Origin of the sequence: Heyndrickxia oleronia, assembly GCF_017809215.1 — a bacterium.
GTDB lineage: Bacteria > Bacillota > Bacilli > Bacillales > Bacillaceae_C > Heyndrickxia > Heyndrickxia oleronia.
This window is the reverse complement of record NZ_CP065424.1, coordinates 2,296,810-2,310,314: the sequence shown is the minus strand read 5'-3', so window position 1 is coordinate 2,310,314 and position 13,505 is coordinate 2,296,810. Positions and strand designations below refer to the sequence as shown.

General features: G+C 34.7%; 16 protein-coding genes. 3 read left to right on the top strand and 13 right to left on the bottom strand.

Going from position 1 to position 13,505, the window contains the following annotated elements:
* Positions 1-6: 6 nt before the first annotated feature.
* The 12 genes from hisH to I5818_RS26230 all read right to left on the bottom strand — a co-directional run bounded on the left by hisH (position 7) and on the right by I5818_RS26230 (position 9,663).
* Complete coding sequence (gene hisH, locus I5818_RS11545; protein ID WP_071974911.1) at positions 7-615, bottom strand: imidazole glycerol phosphate synthase subunit HisH; 609 nt, start codon at positions 613-615, stop codon at positions 7-9.
* On the bottom strand, positions 612-1,199 hold the full coding sequence (hisB, locus tag I5818_RS11540; RefSeq protein WP_078110850.1) for an imidazoleglycerol-phosphate dehydratase HisB: 588 nt from the start codon (positions 1,197-1,199) through the stop codon (positions 612-614). The genes hisH and hisB overlap by 4 nt, the downstream gene beginning before the upstream one ends.
* A 42-nt stretch (positions 1,200-1,241) precedes the next feature.
* Positions 1,242-2,537 (bottom strand): histidinol dehydrogenase, encoded by a 1,296-nt coding sequence (gene hisD / locus I5818_RS11535; protein WP_078110851.1) that lies wholly within the window; start codon positions 2,535-2,537, stop codon positions 1,242-1,244.
* Positions 2,534-3,157 carry an ATP phosphoribosyltransferase gene (gene hisG, locus I5818_RS11530; protein WP_071974913.1) on the bottom strand — a complete coding sequence of 208 codons (624 nt, stop codon included), beginning with the start codon at positions 3,155-3,157 and terminating at the stop codon, positions 2,534-2,536. The genes hisD and hisG overlap by 4 nt, the downstream gene beginning before the upstream one ends.
* Positions 3,154-4,281 (bottom strand): ATP phosphoribosyltransferase regulatory subunit, encoded by a 1,128-nt coding sequence (locus I5818_RS11525; RefSeq protein ID WP_058004432.1) that lies wholly within the window; start codon positions 4,279-4,281, stop codon positions 3,154-3,156. Before I5818_RS11525 ends, hisG begins: the two co-directional genes overlap by 4 nt.
* Positions 4,282-4,474: 193 nt before the next feature.
* Positions 4,475-5,047, bottom strand: a complete 573-nt coding sequence (clpP, locus tag I5818_RS11520; protein ID WP_078110852.1) for an ATP-dependent Clp endopeptidase proteolytic subunit ClpP — start codon at positions 5,045-5,047, stop codon at positions 4,475-4,477.
* A 17-nt stretch (positions 5,048-5,064) separates the two neighbouring features.
* Positions 5,065-5,730, bottom strand: coding sequence for a sigma-70 family RNA polymerase sigma factor (locus I5818_RS11515; protein ID WP_078110853.1), 666 nt, complete (start codon positions 5,728-5,730; stop codon positions 5,065-5,067).
* 68 nt (positions 5,731-5,798) lie between these two features.
* Positions 5,799-6,671: a metal ABC transporter permease gene (locus I5818_RS11510; RefSeq protein ID WP_078110857.1), complete on the bottom strand. Its 873-nt coding sequence runs from the start codon at positions 6,669-6,671 to the stop codon at positions 5,799-5,801.
* Positions 6,671-7,600 carry a metal ABC transporter permease gene (locus I5818_RS11505; RefSeq protein WP_078110854.1) on the bottom strand — a complete coding sequence of 310 codons (930 nt, stop codon included), beginning with the start codon at positions 7,598-7,600 and terminating at the stop codon, positions 6,671-6,673. The genes I5818_RS11510 and I5818_RS11505 overlap by 1 nt, the downstream gene beginning before the upstream one ends.
* A gap of 5 nt (positions 7,601-7,605) precedes the next feature.
* On the bottom strand, positions 7,606-8,364 hold the full coding sequence (locus I5818_RS11500; protein WP_058004428.1) for a metal ABC transporter ATP-binding protein: 759 nt from the start codon (positions 8,362-8,364) through the stop codon (positions 7,606-7,608).
* Between the two features lie 17 nt (positions 8,365-8,381).
* Positions 8,382-9,314 (bottom strand): metal ABC transporter solute-binding protein, Zn/Mn family, encoded by a 933-nt coding sequence (locus tag I5818_RS11495; protein WP_209391906.1) that lies wholly within the window; start codon positions 9,312-9,314, stop codon positions 8,382-8,384.
* Between the two features lie 217 nt (positions 9,315-9,531).
* Positions 9,532-9,663, bottom strand: a complete 132-nt coding sequence (locus tag I5818_RS26230; RefSeq protein WP_257234068.1) for a hypothetical protein — start codon at positions 9,661-9,663, stop codon at positions 9,532-9,534.
* 260 nt (positions 9,664-9,923) lie between these two features.
* Between I5818_RS26230 and yhfH the strand changes: the two genes are divergently transcribed.
* On the top strand, positions 9,924-10,064 hold the full coding sequence (gene yhfH, locus I5818_RS11490; protein ID WP_413229499.1) for a protein YhfH: 141 nt from the start codon (positions 9,924-9,926) through the stop codon (positions 10,062-10,064).
* Between the two features lie 155 nt (positions 10,065-10,219).
* Here the strand turns inward: yhfH and I5818_RS11485 are convergent, their stop codons facing one another.
* Positions 10,220-12,397: a DNA topoisomerase III gene (locus tag I5818_RS11485; RefSeq protein WP_078110756.1), complete on the bottom strand. Its 2,178-nt coding sequence runs from the start codon at positions 12,395-12,397 to the stop codon at positions 10,220-10,222.
* Positions 12,398-12,570: 173 nt separating this feature from the next.
* On the opposite strand from I5818_RS11485, the gene I5818_RS11480 reads away from it, so the two are divergent.
* Together I5818_RS11480 and I5818_RS11475 are read left to right on the top strand one after the other, a co-directional pair.
* On the top strand, positions 12,571-12,777 hold the full coding sequence (locus tag I5818_RS11480) for a capping complex subunit for YIEGIA (protein ID WP_058004425.1): 207 nt from the start codon (positions 12,571-12,573) through the stop codon (positions 12,775-12,777).
* A gap of 108 nt (positions 12,778-12,885) precedes the next feature.
* Entirely contained in the window at positions 12,886-13,503 is a 618-nt protein-coding gene (locus I5818_RS11475) for a YitT family protein (protein WP_078110757.1), read from the top strand.
* Positions 13,504-13,505: the final 2 nt, after the last annotated feature.

Sequence of the window (13,505 nt, the reverse complement as noted above, 5' to 3'; positions counted from 1 at the left end):
CCTAACTTAATTATTTACAATTTTTATGTTATTTGATTGAAGAAATATTTCTATTAACTTCCTTCCAACAGCCCCGCTTTTTTCAGGGTGAAATTGCATTCCATAGATATTTCCCTTACGCACAATTGCTGGAATCTGTGTACCATAGTCCGTTGTAGCCAATACATATTTAGAATCAGTTTTTGCTATATAGGAGTGAACAAAGTATACATATTGATCTTGAAATCTTCCAAATTCTTCGTCCTTAACATCAAGTGTATTCCATCCGATATGGGGGAGTGGATCAACTGTACGCATTTTTTCAACTGTTCCTGGAATTAAATTTAAACCCAATGATTGCTCCCCCTCATAACCCTTTGTAAATAATAATTGCATTCCTAAGCATATTCCTAAAATGGGCTTGGTTTTGGCTAATTCATGTAAAATCTCTCGCAATTGGCGGTTATTAAGTTCTTGAGCAGCCGCTTGGAATGAACCGACTCCTGGAAGGATAATATGTGATGCTCTTTCTAGTTCTGTTTGATTATCAGTCACACATACATCACAGCCTAAATCTATCAGCGCATTGGATACACTTGAGATATTCCCCATTCCATAATCAATAATAGCAATCATTCGAGTAACCCCTTTGTTGAATTGACTCCATTAATTTTCGGATCAATGGTAATTGCCTGACAAAGTGCACGTCCTAAGGCTTTAAACAATGATTCAATTTGATGATGCGTATTTTCTCCATATAACACTCTAGCATGTAATGTAATGGCTGATTGATTAGCAAAAGCAATAAAAAATTCTTTCACTAATTCCGTATCAAATGCACCTAATTTAGGATTAGTAAATTGTGCATCAAAATGTAGATATGGTCTGCCACTAATATCTACTGCTATAAATCCCAATGTCTCATCCATCGGTACGTAAGAAGATCCATATCTTGAAATTCCTTCTTTATTTCCTAATGCTGCCTTCACTACTTGACCTAAAACAATTCCTACATCTTCTACTGTATGGTGACTATCAATGTGTAGATCTCCTTCTGCTTTAATATGAAGTCCGAACCTTCCATGTTTGGCGAATAACTCAAGCATATGATCAAAAAAACCGATCCCTGTTTGAATTAAAACATTTGACGGATCGTCTAAGTGAATTGCCACAAATATCGATGTTTCATTTGTTTGTCTTCTTTTTTCTGCTGTACGCATGAAGCTCACTCCTTCTTTACAAGTCCATCGGGCCATATTCTATTACATTTGTTTATTTTCTTGAATTCTTACTTGAACTGCTCGTGCATGTCCGGCTAACTTTTCTTGATTTGCTAATGTAACCACATCTTTGGAGGCATTTTCCAAAGCTGCTTTAGAATAATATAAAAATGTAGTTTTTTTCATAAAATCATCAACGGATAGTCCGGATGAAAACCTTGCTGTACCGCCTGTTGGTAATACATGGTTAGGGCCTGCAAAATAATCCCCAAGTGCTTCAGGAGTATGATAACCAAGAAAAACAGAACCCGCATTTTTGACTTTATTTAAATAGGTTAGAGGCTGATCTAATTGAATTTCTAAATGCTCGGGGGCTAATTGATTCACCAAGTCAAATGCCATATCTATCGAATCAACTATGACACTAGCACTTTGAAATTCTAGTGATTTCTCAGCAATTTCCCTCCTCGGTAAACATTCACATTGTTTAATTAATTCCAACTTGGTTTCGCTCAATAATTTCTCACTAGTAGTAAAAAGAAAAGTGCGTGCTTGAACATCATGCTCAGCTTGAGCAATTAAATCTGCTGCAATAAATGTTGGATTCGCATTTTCGTCCGCAATGATAGCTACTTCAGATGGACCTGCAATCATATCGATACCAACATCACCAAATACTAGTGATTTTGCTGCAGCAACATAGGCATTGCCCGGACCAACAATTTTATCCACTGCTTGCATCGTTTCGGTCCCATATGCAAGTGCTGCAATTGCCTGAATCCCACCAATTTTATATATCTTATCTACACCTGCAATATCTGCTGCTACAGATAAAATAGGTGAAATCCTTTCTCCCATTCTTGCAGGAGTGGTCATGATGATCTCTTCAACGCCTGCAAGGGAAGCAGGAATGGCATTCATAAGTACAGTTGAAGGATAACAGGCTGTTCCACCAGGCACATAGATTCCTACTCGTTCTATCGGACGAAACAGTTGACCAGATATGATATCTTCAGATAAATCCATAAATCTGGACTGTTGAAGTTGTTTTTTATGAAATTCTTTAATATTTTTAGCCGCTTTTTTTAGCGTAACAACGATTTCATTTGATATATTTTTCCATGCAAGTTCTCTTTCTTCTTTTGTAACTTCCCATTGTTTTGGTACTATACCATCAAATTTCTTTACATATTCTTTTAGAGCTTCTTCTCCATTTAAACGAATAGACTTAATGACTTCCTTTGCAATGTTTACTATTTCTTCCTGCATTGATTTTTCTTTATACCGACATTGAATAAAATTATTGATAAATTGCTCAGGTGAATAGTTGCGAATCATCGAATTTCCTCCTTAGGAAAAATCGCCTCAATTAAAGGTGTTATTAGCTCACGTTTTATTTTCAAAGATGATCGATTGGCAATGCAACGCGCAGAAATCCAATGAATATCTTCTGTTACAATTAGGCCATTTTCCCTTAATGTCGTTCCAGTTTCTACAATATCAACGATTGCATCTGCTAAACCCAATAATGGTGCTAGTTCAACTGAACCCTCTAGTTTTACAATATCAACAGATTCCCCTTTTTTTCGAAAAAAATCTGTTGTAACATTCGGATATTTAGTTGCAATGGTCCGTTTCTGTTTTCGTTTGACACCTTTTTTTTCTTGTTCCGCTAGTGAAAAACGACATTTTCCAAACGGGAGAGGCAATAAATTATAAACATCTGGTTGATATTCAAGAAGAATGTCTTCACCAATGATGCCAATATCCGCAATTCCATGTTCAACATATGTTGCTACATCTACACCCTTAGCAAAAATAAACTGAAAATTTTCTGTTTCTACAGATAGTTTTCTTCCCTTATTAACTAAAGGATCAATATTATAAGATAAAGTGCGAAAATAATTAAGAAATTGTTCTTCTAGCCTACCTTTTGTTAATGCAATACATATCTTCATTTCTCAATCACCTCGTAATCACCATTGCTTCCTATTATATTTAGCACCTTATCAAACGCATTTAGGTTTGTTTCCTTATCCAGAACTTCAACAATTGAATCCTTATATCGTTCCCTTAATTGTTCTGCTATTGAATACGTTTCTTCAGTTGCAATCACACAAATTTTTTCTCTATTTTTCTCTACTTGTATTTGTTCAGCTAACTGATCTGCATCAAATGCTAAACCAACAGCACTAATACTTTGTTCAAATTGTTCATACAATTTATCATAACGGCCACCTGAATAACACGTTGCTCCATTTTCCTTCAGAAAACCTCTAAACATCATCCCAGAATAATATGGAAGATTTTTTACTCTTCCTAAATCAACGATTATGTCTGTTTCACCCATTGACTGTAGCATCAGTGATAATCGTTTTATGTCCCCTAGGATGTTCAATAAGGTGGCGTTATTTTTCCATCGGATTTCATACATTTCAATTACTGACTCAAAGTTGCCATAGGCATCGACCAAAGATACAAACTCATCGGCAATCTCATGATTGCCATGGTTTTTAGCTATTTGATAAACCGTATCTTTTCTTTTATCATGCATAGCTAAACGCAATTGCTCAAAATCATTTTCACTTAAATTTAATTGCTTGGATAATTCTTCAAAAATTCCTGTATGGGCTAGTTCGGTTATGTATTCCGATATCTTCAACTCATTAAGAAAATTTCTAGCCATAAATAAGCATTCACTTTCAGCTAGTAGATTGGAATAATTGATTATTTCTATTCCAACCTGTCTACCCTCTACCCCCAGTTTATTTCTTCTGAAAATAGATCCTTGATATGCCCATTTTTGAGGCTTATCACTATGCTTTGCTATAGCTCTTGCGATGGCTGTCGTCCAATCCGGCCTTAATACTTCAATATCACCATCACTGTTAAACCATTTCAACATGTTTTGCAGGGGCATTCCGACATATTCATTTGTAAATGTACTCGCATATTCTACTACCGGAGTCGCTATTTCTTGATACCCCCTTAAAGTAACAACTTGTCGAAATGTTTCAAACACCTGGTTCTGCCGGCTAACTCTACTCCCCAACATATCTTTACTACCACTTGGTAAAAACATATTTTCACTTCCTACACCACTAATTCTTTAGTATATTATCACTCTACCAAACTAAAGCATTTTGAGTTGTATTTACAATAGCACAGTTCTTTGAAAAACGTCAATACATTAAAATTAATGAAATGGCTTTTAACTACGTAAAAAAAGAGTACACCTCTAATTTTAAAGTGTACTCCCTTTATCAAAATTAATATCAAATGATTTTATCAATAATCCCATACTCAAGGGCTTCTTTAGCAGACATGAAATAATCTCGATCGGTATCTTGCGCAACCTTGTCATAGGATTGTCCTGTACGTTCAGCAATCATTTTGTTTAAATGCTCTTTAAGCTTTAAGATTCTTTTTGCAGATATTTCTAAATCAGTCGCCTGCCCTCGTACGCCACCTAGAGGCTGATGGATCATAATTTCACTATTTGGTAATGCCATTCGTTTCCCTTTTGTTCCTGCCAATAGCAGCATTGCACCGAATGAGGCAGCTAAACCAATACAGATGGTTTGTACATCAGGTTTGATAAATTGCATTGTATCCAAAATGGCAAAACCAGCTGATGTCGATCCGCCAGGACTATTAATATAGATGGAGATATCTTTTTCTGGGTTATCAGCAGCTAAAAATAATAATTGTGCGACTACACTGTTTGCAACTGAATCATTGATTTCATCACCAATGATAATAATACGATCCTTTAATAATCTTGAATAAATATCAAATGATCTTTCACCACGCGATGATTGCTCTATTACATATGGAATTGTATTCATGCTTTTTCCTCCTGTTTTTAAGCTGCTCGTAGTTGGAGGCTTGTCGAAATGGAAGGTGATGTAGATTTCAAGTTAAACAATCGGAATAATTCTACAAGAATAGATGGATTTTCATTTTTTATCGCTTCATACGTTGCATGAAGCAAAGCTTCCCTCTCATCCATATTCATATATGACTGCAACAACCTTTGAGGATCATTATCTGCCACAATATTTTTTAAACGATTACGAGTTCTAAATAATGAAGCCTTTATGGCGCCTTCTGTCATATTTAAGGATTCGGAGATATCTGAAAGACTGAATTGAAAAACATCCTTTAAAATGAAAATTACAGTCTGTTGATAAGATAAATTTGAAACAAGTTTTTCAATTATTGAGTATAGCTCAGGTAGATCCTTTATCGGATCATAGGACGGTTCTTGTAATGAACCATTTACTACTTTCGAATCTTTTCGCATTTGATCTACCCATCGATTATGTGCAATACGATACAATAAGGTTATATTGATACTTGCATTTTTATCAATATATGTTTTAAGCATTTTTTCCATCGTTTCTTGAGCCAAGTCATCCCCATCCCAGTTATTTCTTGTCATCATTCGACAATACCTCTTTAGAGCAGGATAGAAATTTGTTATGTCTGTTTTATCAATACCAGATTCATTACCAAGCTTGGTTTTCAAAGTGATCACTCCTTTTGAACCTCTATATAATAAACGAATTTTAACAAGAAAAAGTTACGGGTATGAAATTAAATCACTAATTTTTTTCTCCGCCATTTTTTAAATAAAACTCCATGCTTCGGCGAAGCAAACAAAGTAATGAAGAAAAGGAAGCCTGCTACCATAATCATACATCCTGCAATTGATGCATCCATTAAATAGGCAAAATAATAACCTAATACCGCGCTCACGATTCCTGCAATCATACTATAAATAATCATGATAAACAGCCGATCAGTAAGTAAATATGCAGTTGCCGCAGGAACTATTATCATTCCAACAACAAGAATGGCACCAACACTTTCAAAAGAGGAAACAGTTGTTAAAGAAACGAGGCTCATTAACAAATAATGAAAGAAAACAACTGGTATTCCTAATGCAGCTGCCATTGCTGGGTCAAAAGAACAAAGCTTAAATTGTTTATAGAAGAGCCCAATTACTAGAATATTCAATAATAAAATACTCCCCACGATCCAGACCGCTTTAGGACCTAATTCCATCCCATTTATTATAAATGTATCCCATGGTGCATAAGCAATTTCCCCATATAGAACACAATCAAGATCCAGATCAACCTGCCTAGTAAATAAACTGACTAATACGACTCCTCCTGCAAATAGTGCTGTAAAAACGACTCCAATCGATGCATCAGATTGTACACCATTATTTTGAAACATTTGTATAAGAAAAACAGTAATGATCCCTATAACCGCAGCACCTATCATCATGACGAAGGAATCTCTTGTTCCACTTAGAAGGAAGGCAATAACAATCCCCGGTAATATGGCATGACTAATAGCATCACCAATCATTGACATTTTTCTCAATACTAAAAAACAACCTACCAAGCTACACGAAGAAGCAACTAATGCGCCAATTAACATAATCCATATATGATTCATCATGCATTTCCATCCTTTATTGCTTGTTTAAGTTGCTGTTGGTTCAATATTTCTGTTTTTGCCCTTTTCTGTCTCATAGCCTTAGCTAATACTCCTCGACTAGGAGCCAATACAATTGAAACGACAAAAATACTTGTTGCTGAAAGGACGATCAATGGACCAGTTGGTAAATTATTTGCCCATGTACTAATAATTGTACCAATTAATCCACTTGTTCCGCCAAACAGTCCCGCTAATATAATCATTACATGCAATTTTTCCGTCCAATAACGAGCTGATACAGCTGGGGTAATTAATAATGCTGCCATCAAAACAACTCCCACAGCTTGTATTCCAATCACAACAGCTATGACCAAAAGTAGCATAATAAATTGATCAAGAATCATTGTAGGTAAACCGATTCCTTTTGCAAAGCCTGGATCAAAGGATAGTAGTTTAAATTCTTTAAAGAAGACAATACTTACTCCAATTAAAAACAAACTAATCCCTGCCATCGTATACACATCGGAATGAACCATTGATGCCGCCTGACCAAACAAAAATTTATCCAATCCACTTTGATTTCCACTCGCGCTATGCTGAATTTGTGTTAATAAAACAATTCCAATGCCAAAAAATACAGTTAATATAATCCCTAATGCAGAGTCTTGTTTAATCCGAGAATATCTTGTAATAAAACTAATTGACATTGTCGCTAAAATACCAGCGATCATCGCGCCAATTAAGAAAAAAAAGATTGATTTCGTTCCAGTCAGTATAAAGGCAAGACATACACCTGGTAAAGCAGCATGAGATAAAGCATCACCCATTAACGTTTGCTTGCGCAAATAAGCAAAGCATCCGATCACCCCACTGCTTATACCGAGTAAAACGGAACCAAATAAGATCCATTGAGTATTGGGGTCTTGAAAAACTTGAAAGATATTCATTTCTCTCACCTCGAATTAATCAGTATTGGTGATGTTTCAGAATCCAGCATCGTTAATTTGCCACCATATGTTTTTTGGAGATGGTCCTTCGTAAATAAATCTTTCGTAGGTCCTGCTGCAATAAGATGAACGTTCAACAAGATAAGCCAGTCAAAATATTCTTGAACCGTATTTAAATCATGATGTACAACCAAAACTGTTTTACCTTGCTTTTTTAAATCATTGAGAAGCGTAATAATTGCTTTTTCGGTCGCCGCATCCACTCCTACAAATGGTTCATCCATAAAATATAGTTGGGCATCTTGTGCTAATGCTCTTGCAAGAAACACGCGCTGCTGCTGTCCACCTGATAATTGACTAATTTGCCGTTGTGCATATTCTTCCATCCCTACTTTTTCTAAACATTCCATAGCGATCCTTTTATCCTTCATCCCTGGTCGTTTAAACCAGCCCAAGTGGCCATATCTTCCCATCGTTACGACGTCTAATGCATTAGTAGGAAAATCCCAATCTACCGATTCCCTTTGCGGAACGTATCCAACGATTTTCCTTTTCTCTTTATACGTTTTCCCATATATTTCAACAGTGCCTGAAACAGAAGGAATTAATTCCAAGATCGATTTAATAAGTGTTGATTTCCCCGCTCCATTTGGACCAATAATACCGATTAAATTACCTTCAGGAATATCAAAGGAAACATTTTCCAGGACAGGTTTCTTTTGATATGCAACAGTTAAATTCCGAATACTTAATGGTGTAATCATCTTGAATTTCCTCCTTTTTATTTCAATGCATCTACAATGGTATCTACATTATGTCTCACCATTCCAATATAGGTTCCTTCAGGAGTTCCTTCTTCACCCATTGCATCAGAGAAGAGTTCTCCACCAATTTTTACATTATGTCCTTTCTTTTTTGCTCCTTCAACAACCGCATTAATTGCTTTTTTAGGCACACTTGATTCCATAAAAACAGCTTTAATTTTATTAGCAACTAAAAAATCCCGAAGCTCACTGACATCCTTTGATCCGTATTCAGAAGCTGTACTAATGCCTTGGAGTCCCATCACTTCTATACCATATCGGTCTCCAAAATAGCCAAATGCATCATGAGCTGTTACTAAAACACGGGTTTGCTCAGGAATACTTGCAATTTTATCCTCCGCATACTGGTCTAATTCCTCCAATTTTTTTATATATGCATCTGCATTCGTTTGATAATCTTCCTTATGATCTGGATCATACTTTATTAATTCATCACGTACTGTTTTTGTAGCTGTTATCCAATGCTTTACATTAAACCAAATGTGTGGATCATGTCCTTCTGTCCCATCATCCCAACCTCGTAACTGATCTTCTGAAATGTCCTTTGACACTGCGATCGTTGTTTTTTTCTTTGCCATCTTTTCGAATATATCAATCATTTTCCCCTCTAAATGTAAACCGTTATAGAAAATGATATTTGCCTTTTCAAGCTTCTGTATATCTCCCTGTGATGCTTTATAAAGATGAGGATCAACACCAGATTTCATTAAGCCAACCACTGCTACATGCTCTCCACCTACCTCGTTTACAATATCTTTTATCATGCCAATTGTAGTTGTTATTTGAATTTTACCTTCATGCTGTTTGCTAGTTTTTGCACTATTTCCACAGCCTGAAATGAAAACCATTGTTATAACGAATAAAATACAAAAATATTTTAAGTGACGCATTAAAGCTATTCCTCCTTTATTCTCTAGGCATACTTTTTTACTAATAAAACTTTCAAATCCTTTATTTTATCCCCCTTCAAGTTATTTAGTCATATACCATTTTCTTTCTCTTGTGCAACTTTTAGGCAAAAAAATATATCAACACAAAAATGTTTCCTTAGTGAAAAACTAAAACAAAACTGAAATAATGTCAATAGAATTTTTAAAATTCACTATATTAATGTTCATTGTTATGATGCAAATTTTTAATTTGAACTTGGTTATTTTCTAATATAATTTTCGCATCTTCCTTACTTAATATCCCTATTTTTTCACATAGCAGCGTATAAAATATCAAACTCTTTCTCATCTTCATTCCTCCATTTTCAATATAAACGTTATTTTTTAAAAATTATATGCATAAAGGTAAAAAAGTTTACTTCTTGCAAAAATATAATTTATGTATATACTAAAAATTTTTTAAAATTGGGAAAGTACCTATCACAAATGGAAGTTCTACTCATAATCTGTATCATAACAGAATAAAATTATTTACAACTGTTTTATATAAGTATATACTGTAAAAAACATTTACTTTTCTGTATATTTTAAAAAATGGAGGCGAGTATCGTGTTACAAAATCCTGTTGAATTTTTTTACAATTTAATGAATTCAAAGAAAATCTGTCCGGAATGTGGGGAAAAAGTAGAAGATCAGGCTGAATCCTATATTCTAGAATGTGAACGTTGTTTAGCTAATAAATTAGAGTAATAGTAAGTACTTTTATTTCTTTTTGTGAAATGTATGGTGTAGCGTTTTTCAACTGCATTAGTTAAAAATAATACTTTAATAGAATCAAATTTAAGTAAAGAACCTATATAAAAAAACGAGAAGGTTCTCTTCTCGTTTTCAACGAATTTATATGTTCATTTTGTAGGGAATAAAAATTGGATCTTTTGCCTCTCTTGATCCCATTCAAGATAAGCGTCAAAATTTCTCTCTTCTTTTTTAAATCCTTTAATTAGCTCTGTTTTTCCATCCTTAAGTAGTTTCGAAATATTTTTTTGTGAAATGGTCTTCCCGAGTATTTTTTTAGAAATCGTAAAATCACATTTTGTTTTTTGATAGTTCGTACACCCATAAAAATTTCCTTTTTCGACGATGCTTCCATCACATTTTTTACAAGCTCCTAATTTTGCTTTCGCATGTTTACGTCCTTGTTTTTTACTCGTAAAATGAGAGATTTCCTCAAGTAAGTCTTCGGAAAAGGTCCATTGTCCTTCAGCACTTTTTGCATCATCAATTAATTTCATGGACAATTTTTTTGCTTGCTCCATAAATATGGCCGGGGAAGCTTGTCCTTCGCCAATCTCCTGTAACCTTTTTTCCCACTTAGCTGTCATTTCCGGTGAGGCTAAAATACTTTTACCGATACTATCAATCAATAAAATCCCTTTTTTTGTAGCATAGACTAGATTTTTAGTTACTTCAATATACTTACGGTCTTTTAATACAGTAATAATCCCTGCTCGTGTAGCTTCTGTACCTAATCCTTCCGTCTTCTTTAGTATACTTTGTAATTCTGCGTCCGAAGTAAATTTTCCCGCTGTTTTCATTAACGTAATAAGCTGTCCTTCTGTATATCGTTTGGGTGGCTGTGTTTTTCCTTCTTTCACCCTTGATTGTTTGACAATACCCGTTTCATCCTTCAGTAAAACTGGGAGTAATTGATCCTCATCTTTCTTGTCATCTGTTTGATGGAGAACCTTTCTCCATCCCTCTTGAATCATTTGTTTTCCTTTTGAAACAAAGGTTGCTCGTTCTTCAACAATCGTGTGTATCGTTGTATAATCAAAAATGCTTTTTTCATAATGGGCAGCAATTAATCTTTTAATAATTAGGTCATAGATCCTTTGTTCATCCTTCTCAAGTCTACTTGGATCGACTACTTGTTCCGTTGGAATAATTGCATAGTGATCAGTAACCTTTTTAGGATTCACATAGCGCTTATTATCAATTATTGACTGGTTTGGGAGTGGAAAATAATCTTTATATGCATTCATTTCACCAATCTGTTTCAAAATTTCAGGAAACATCTCAGCCTCTTCCTTCGTTACAAAACTGGAATCAGATCTTGGATAGGATATAATTCCACGCACATAAAGCTTTTGAGCAATGTCCAATGTCTTCTTCGGTGGAAACTTGAATAATTTGTTGGCCATTGCCTGTAAAGCAGAAAGATTATATAAATATGGCGGATGAAATTCTTTTCTCTCTTTTTGGATATCCATCACTCTCGCCTTTTTTCCCTTACAAAAATCGGCAATAGCATCTGCCTTTTCCTGGGTAGAGATTCGAGTTTCTTGATCTAAATGCCAAATCCCTTCGTATTTTTTTTGATCCATTTGAAAAGTTGCTTTTACCTCCCAAAAGGGTTCACTCTTAAACTGTTCTATTTCTTTTTCTCTCTCTACAATTAAAGCCAGTGTAGGGGTTTGAACTCGTCCTGTTGAGAACACATCATTAATCCCTTTCTGTTGCAGTAACAATGTATAAACACGTGATGCATTCATACCGATTAACCAATCTGCACATGCTCGACTCATGGCTTCAAAATAGATCGAACGTGTCTCGTCTTCATTTAATAAATTTTGAAAGCCGTGAATGACTGCTTTTTCTGTTAATGAAGAAATCCACAATCTTTTCATCGGTTTACGGTTTTTAGCTTGTTTTAAAATGATGCGAATAATAGCTTCCCCTTCACGCTCAGCATCTCCAGCCATAATTACTTCATCAACTAATGGTTGATTTAAAAGATCCTTAATTATCTTGAATTGATTCCACTTATCACGTTTTACTTTATAGTGAAAGGATTCTGGTAAAATCGGTAAGGTATCAAGTGACCACTTTTTCCACTTCGGATCGTACTCTTCCGGCGGAATTAACTCACATAAATGTCCAACCGCCCAAGTTAAATAGGCACCTTCTGGGAATGTTTGGTTTGAGGAAATTTCGATGTATCCTTTCTTTTTCTTATGAGGAAAAGGTGCTGCTAGCTTTGCACCTTGGTCAGGTTTTTCAGCAATGATTAATGGAAAAGACATAGATTCCAAAAACCTTCTTTCAAATTTTATGTATTTAATAGTTTGCTTTATACGTTTTTATTAGAGAAATAAATCCATACTTAGTATATCAAATTTTAAAGGTATTGGTTCAAATGAATAATACTATCATTCCAGTGGAAGGATAAACAAAAACGTTAGGATAGGAGTATAAAATGGGAAAAGAATCTTCTAACAAGCCAGATTATAAAATTTTAGCCTATTTGACAGCAAATAAGGACAGAAAAATTTCAGGTGCTCCTCTTTTTTTATCATTTAACACTGAAGATGAACTAAAAGAGACCACTAACGATATTGCTAGTGCCTTGAAGGCAGACGTTGTAAAGCTAAAAAATAATGACTATATGATAATCCGAGTATAACGTTCTAAAAGACAACATATTTTTAATTCCTTCCTCATAAAATGGACAAGAAGGGGGAATATGCATGGATGTTTCGATAATTAAATTAAGAGATCGTTTTAATTAGCAATGAAAAATACTCTCATTACATATCTAGGCCTATTATTTGGTGCTGCTGTACAAGGAATCGCTATGTCTTTATTTCTATTTCCACATTCTATCCCTTCAGGTGGTGCAGCAGGTTTAGCCCTTTTATTAAATCATTGGTTCCATCTTTCACTTGGTTTTTCGTTATGGCTTGCCAATGCTGTATTTTTACTATTTGCTTTAAATTATTTTGGATCTGCGTGGACCTTCCGAACAATCATTTCTGTAGCAACTACATCAGCTACTGTTACCGTCTTGACATCTCAAAATATTCTACCACATATTCATATCCTATTTGATGTTTTAGTTGGTAGTATTTTCTTTGGTATAGGTGTTGGCATATTGATACGGCTAGGAGCTTCAAGCGGCGGTATGGTCATTCCTGCTTTAATGATAGCCAGTTATAAAAATTGGAGTCCTGGAAAAGTGATGATGGGTATTAATCTATTTATCTTTTTATTAACTTCTCTTGTAATCGATTATAAAATCGTAATTTATGCAATTATATGTCAGTTTTTTTCTACAAATATTATTGATTTTATTAATGAAATGAAATTGCCAAAAGGTAGTTCTCTCTCATTAAACTGGCGAAAAAGATAAAA

Excerpts from the sequence above, each read along its gene's own strand:
- I5818_RS11475 (WP_078110757.1), top strand. The coding sequence starts at position 12,886 with ATGAAAAATACTCTCATTACATATCTAGGCCTATTATTTGGTGCTGCT.
- I5818_RS11495 (WP_209391906.1), bottom strand. The coding sequence starts at position 9,314 with ATGCGTCACTTAAAATATTTTTGTATTTTATTCGTTATAACAATGGTT.
- I5818_RS26230 (WP_257234068.1), bottom strand. The coding sequence starts at position 9,663 with ATGAGAAAGAGTTTGATATTTTATACGCTGCTATGTGAAAAAATAGGG.
- I5818_RS11510 (WP_078110857.1), bottom strand. The coding sequence starts at position 6,671 with ATGAATCATATATGGATTATGTTAATTGGCGCATTAGTTGCTTCTTCG.
- hisG (WP_071974913.1), bottom strand. The coding sequence starts at position 3,157 with ATGAAGATATGTATTGCATTAACAAAAGGTAGGCTAGAAGAACAATTT.
- I5818_RS11525 (WP_058004432.1), bottom strand. The coding sequence starts at position 4,281 with ATGTTTTTACCAAGTGGTAGTAAAGATATGTTGGGGAGTAGAGTTAGC.
- I5818_RS11485 (WP_078110756.1), bottom strand. The coding sequence starts at position 12,397 with ATGTCTTTTCCATTAATCATTGCTGAAAAACCTGACCAAGGTGCAAAG.
- hisD (WP_078110851.1), bottom strand. The coding sequence starts at position 2,537 with ATGATTCGCAACTATTCACCTGAGCAATTTATCAATAATTTTATTCAA.
- I5818_RS11480 (WP_058004425.1), top strand. The coding sequence starts at position 12,571 with ATGGGAAAAGAATCTTCTAACAAGCCAGATTATAAAATTTTAGCCTAT.
- clpP (WP_078110852.1), bottom strand. The coding sequence starts at position 5,047 with ATGAATACAATTCCATATGTAATAGAGCAATCATCGCGTGGTGAAAGA.
- I5818_RS11505 (WP_078110854.1), bottom strand. The coding sequence starts at position 7,600 with ATGAATATCTTTCAAGTTTTTCAAGACCCCAATACTCAATGGATCTTA.
- I5818_RS11500 (WP_058004428.1), bottom strand. The coding sequence starts at position 8,364 with ATGATTACACCATTAAGTATTCGGAATTTAACTGTTGCATATCAAAAG.
- hisB (WP_078110850.1), bottom strand. The coding sequence starts at position 1,199 with ATGCGTACAGCAGAAAAAAGAAGACAAACAAATGAAACATCGATATTT.
- hisH (WP_071974911.1), bottom strand. The coding sequence starts at position 615 with ATGATTGCTATTATTGATTATGGAATGGGGAATATCTCAAGTGTATCC.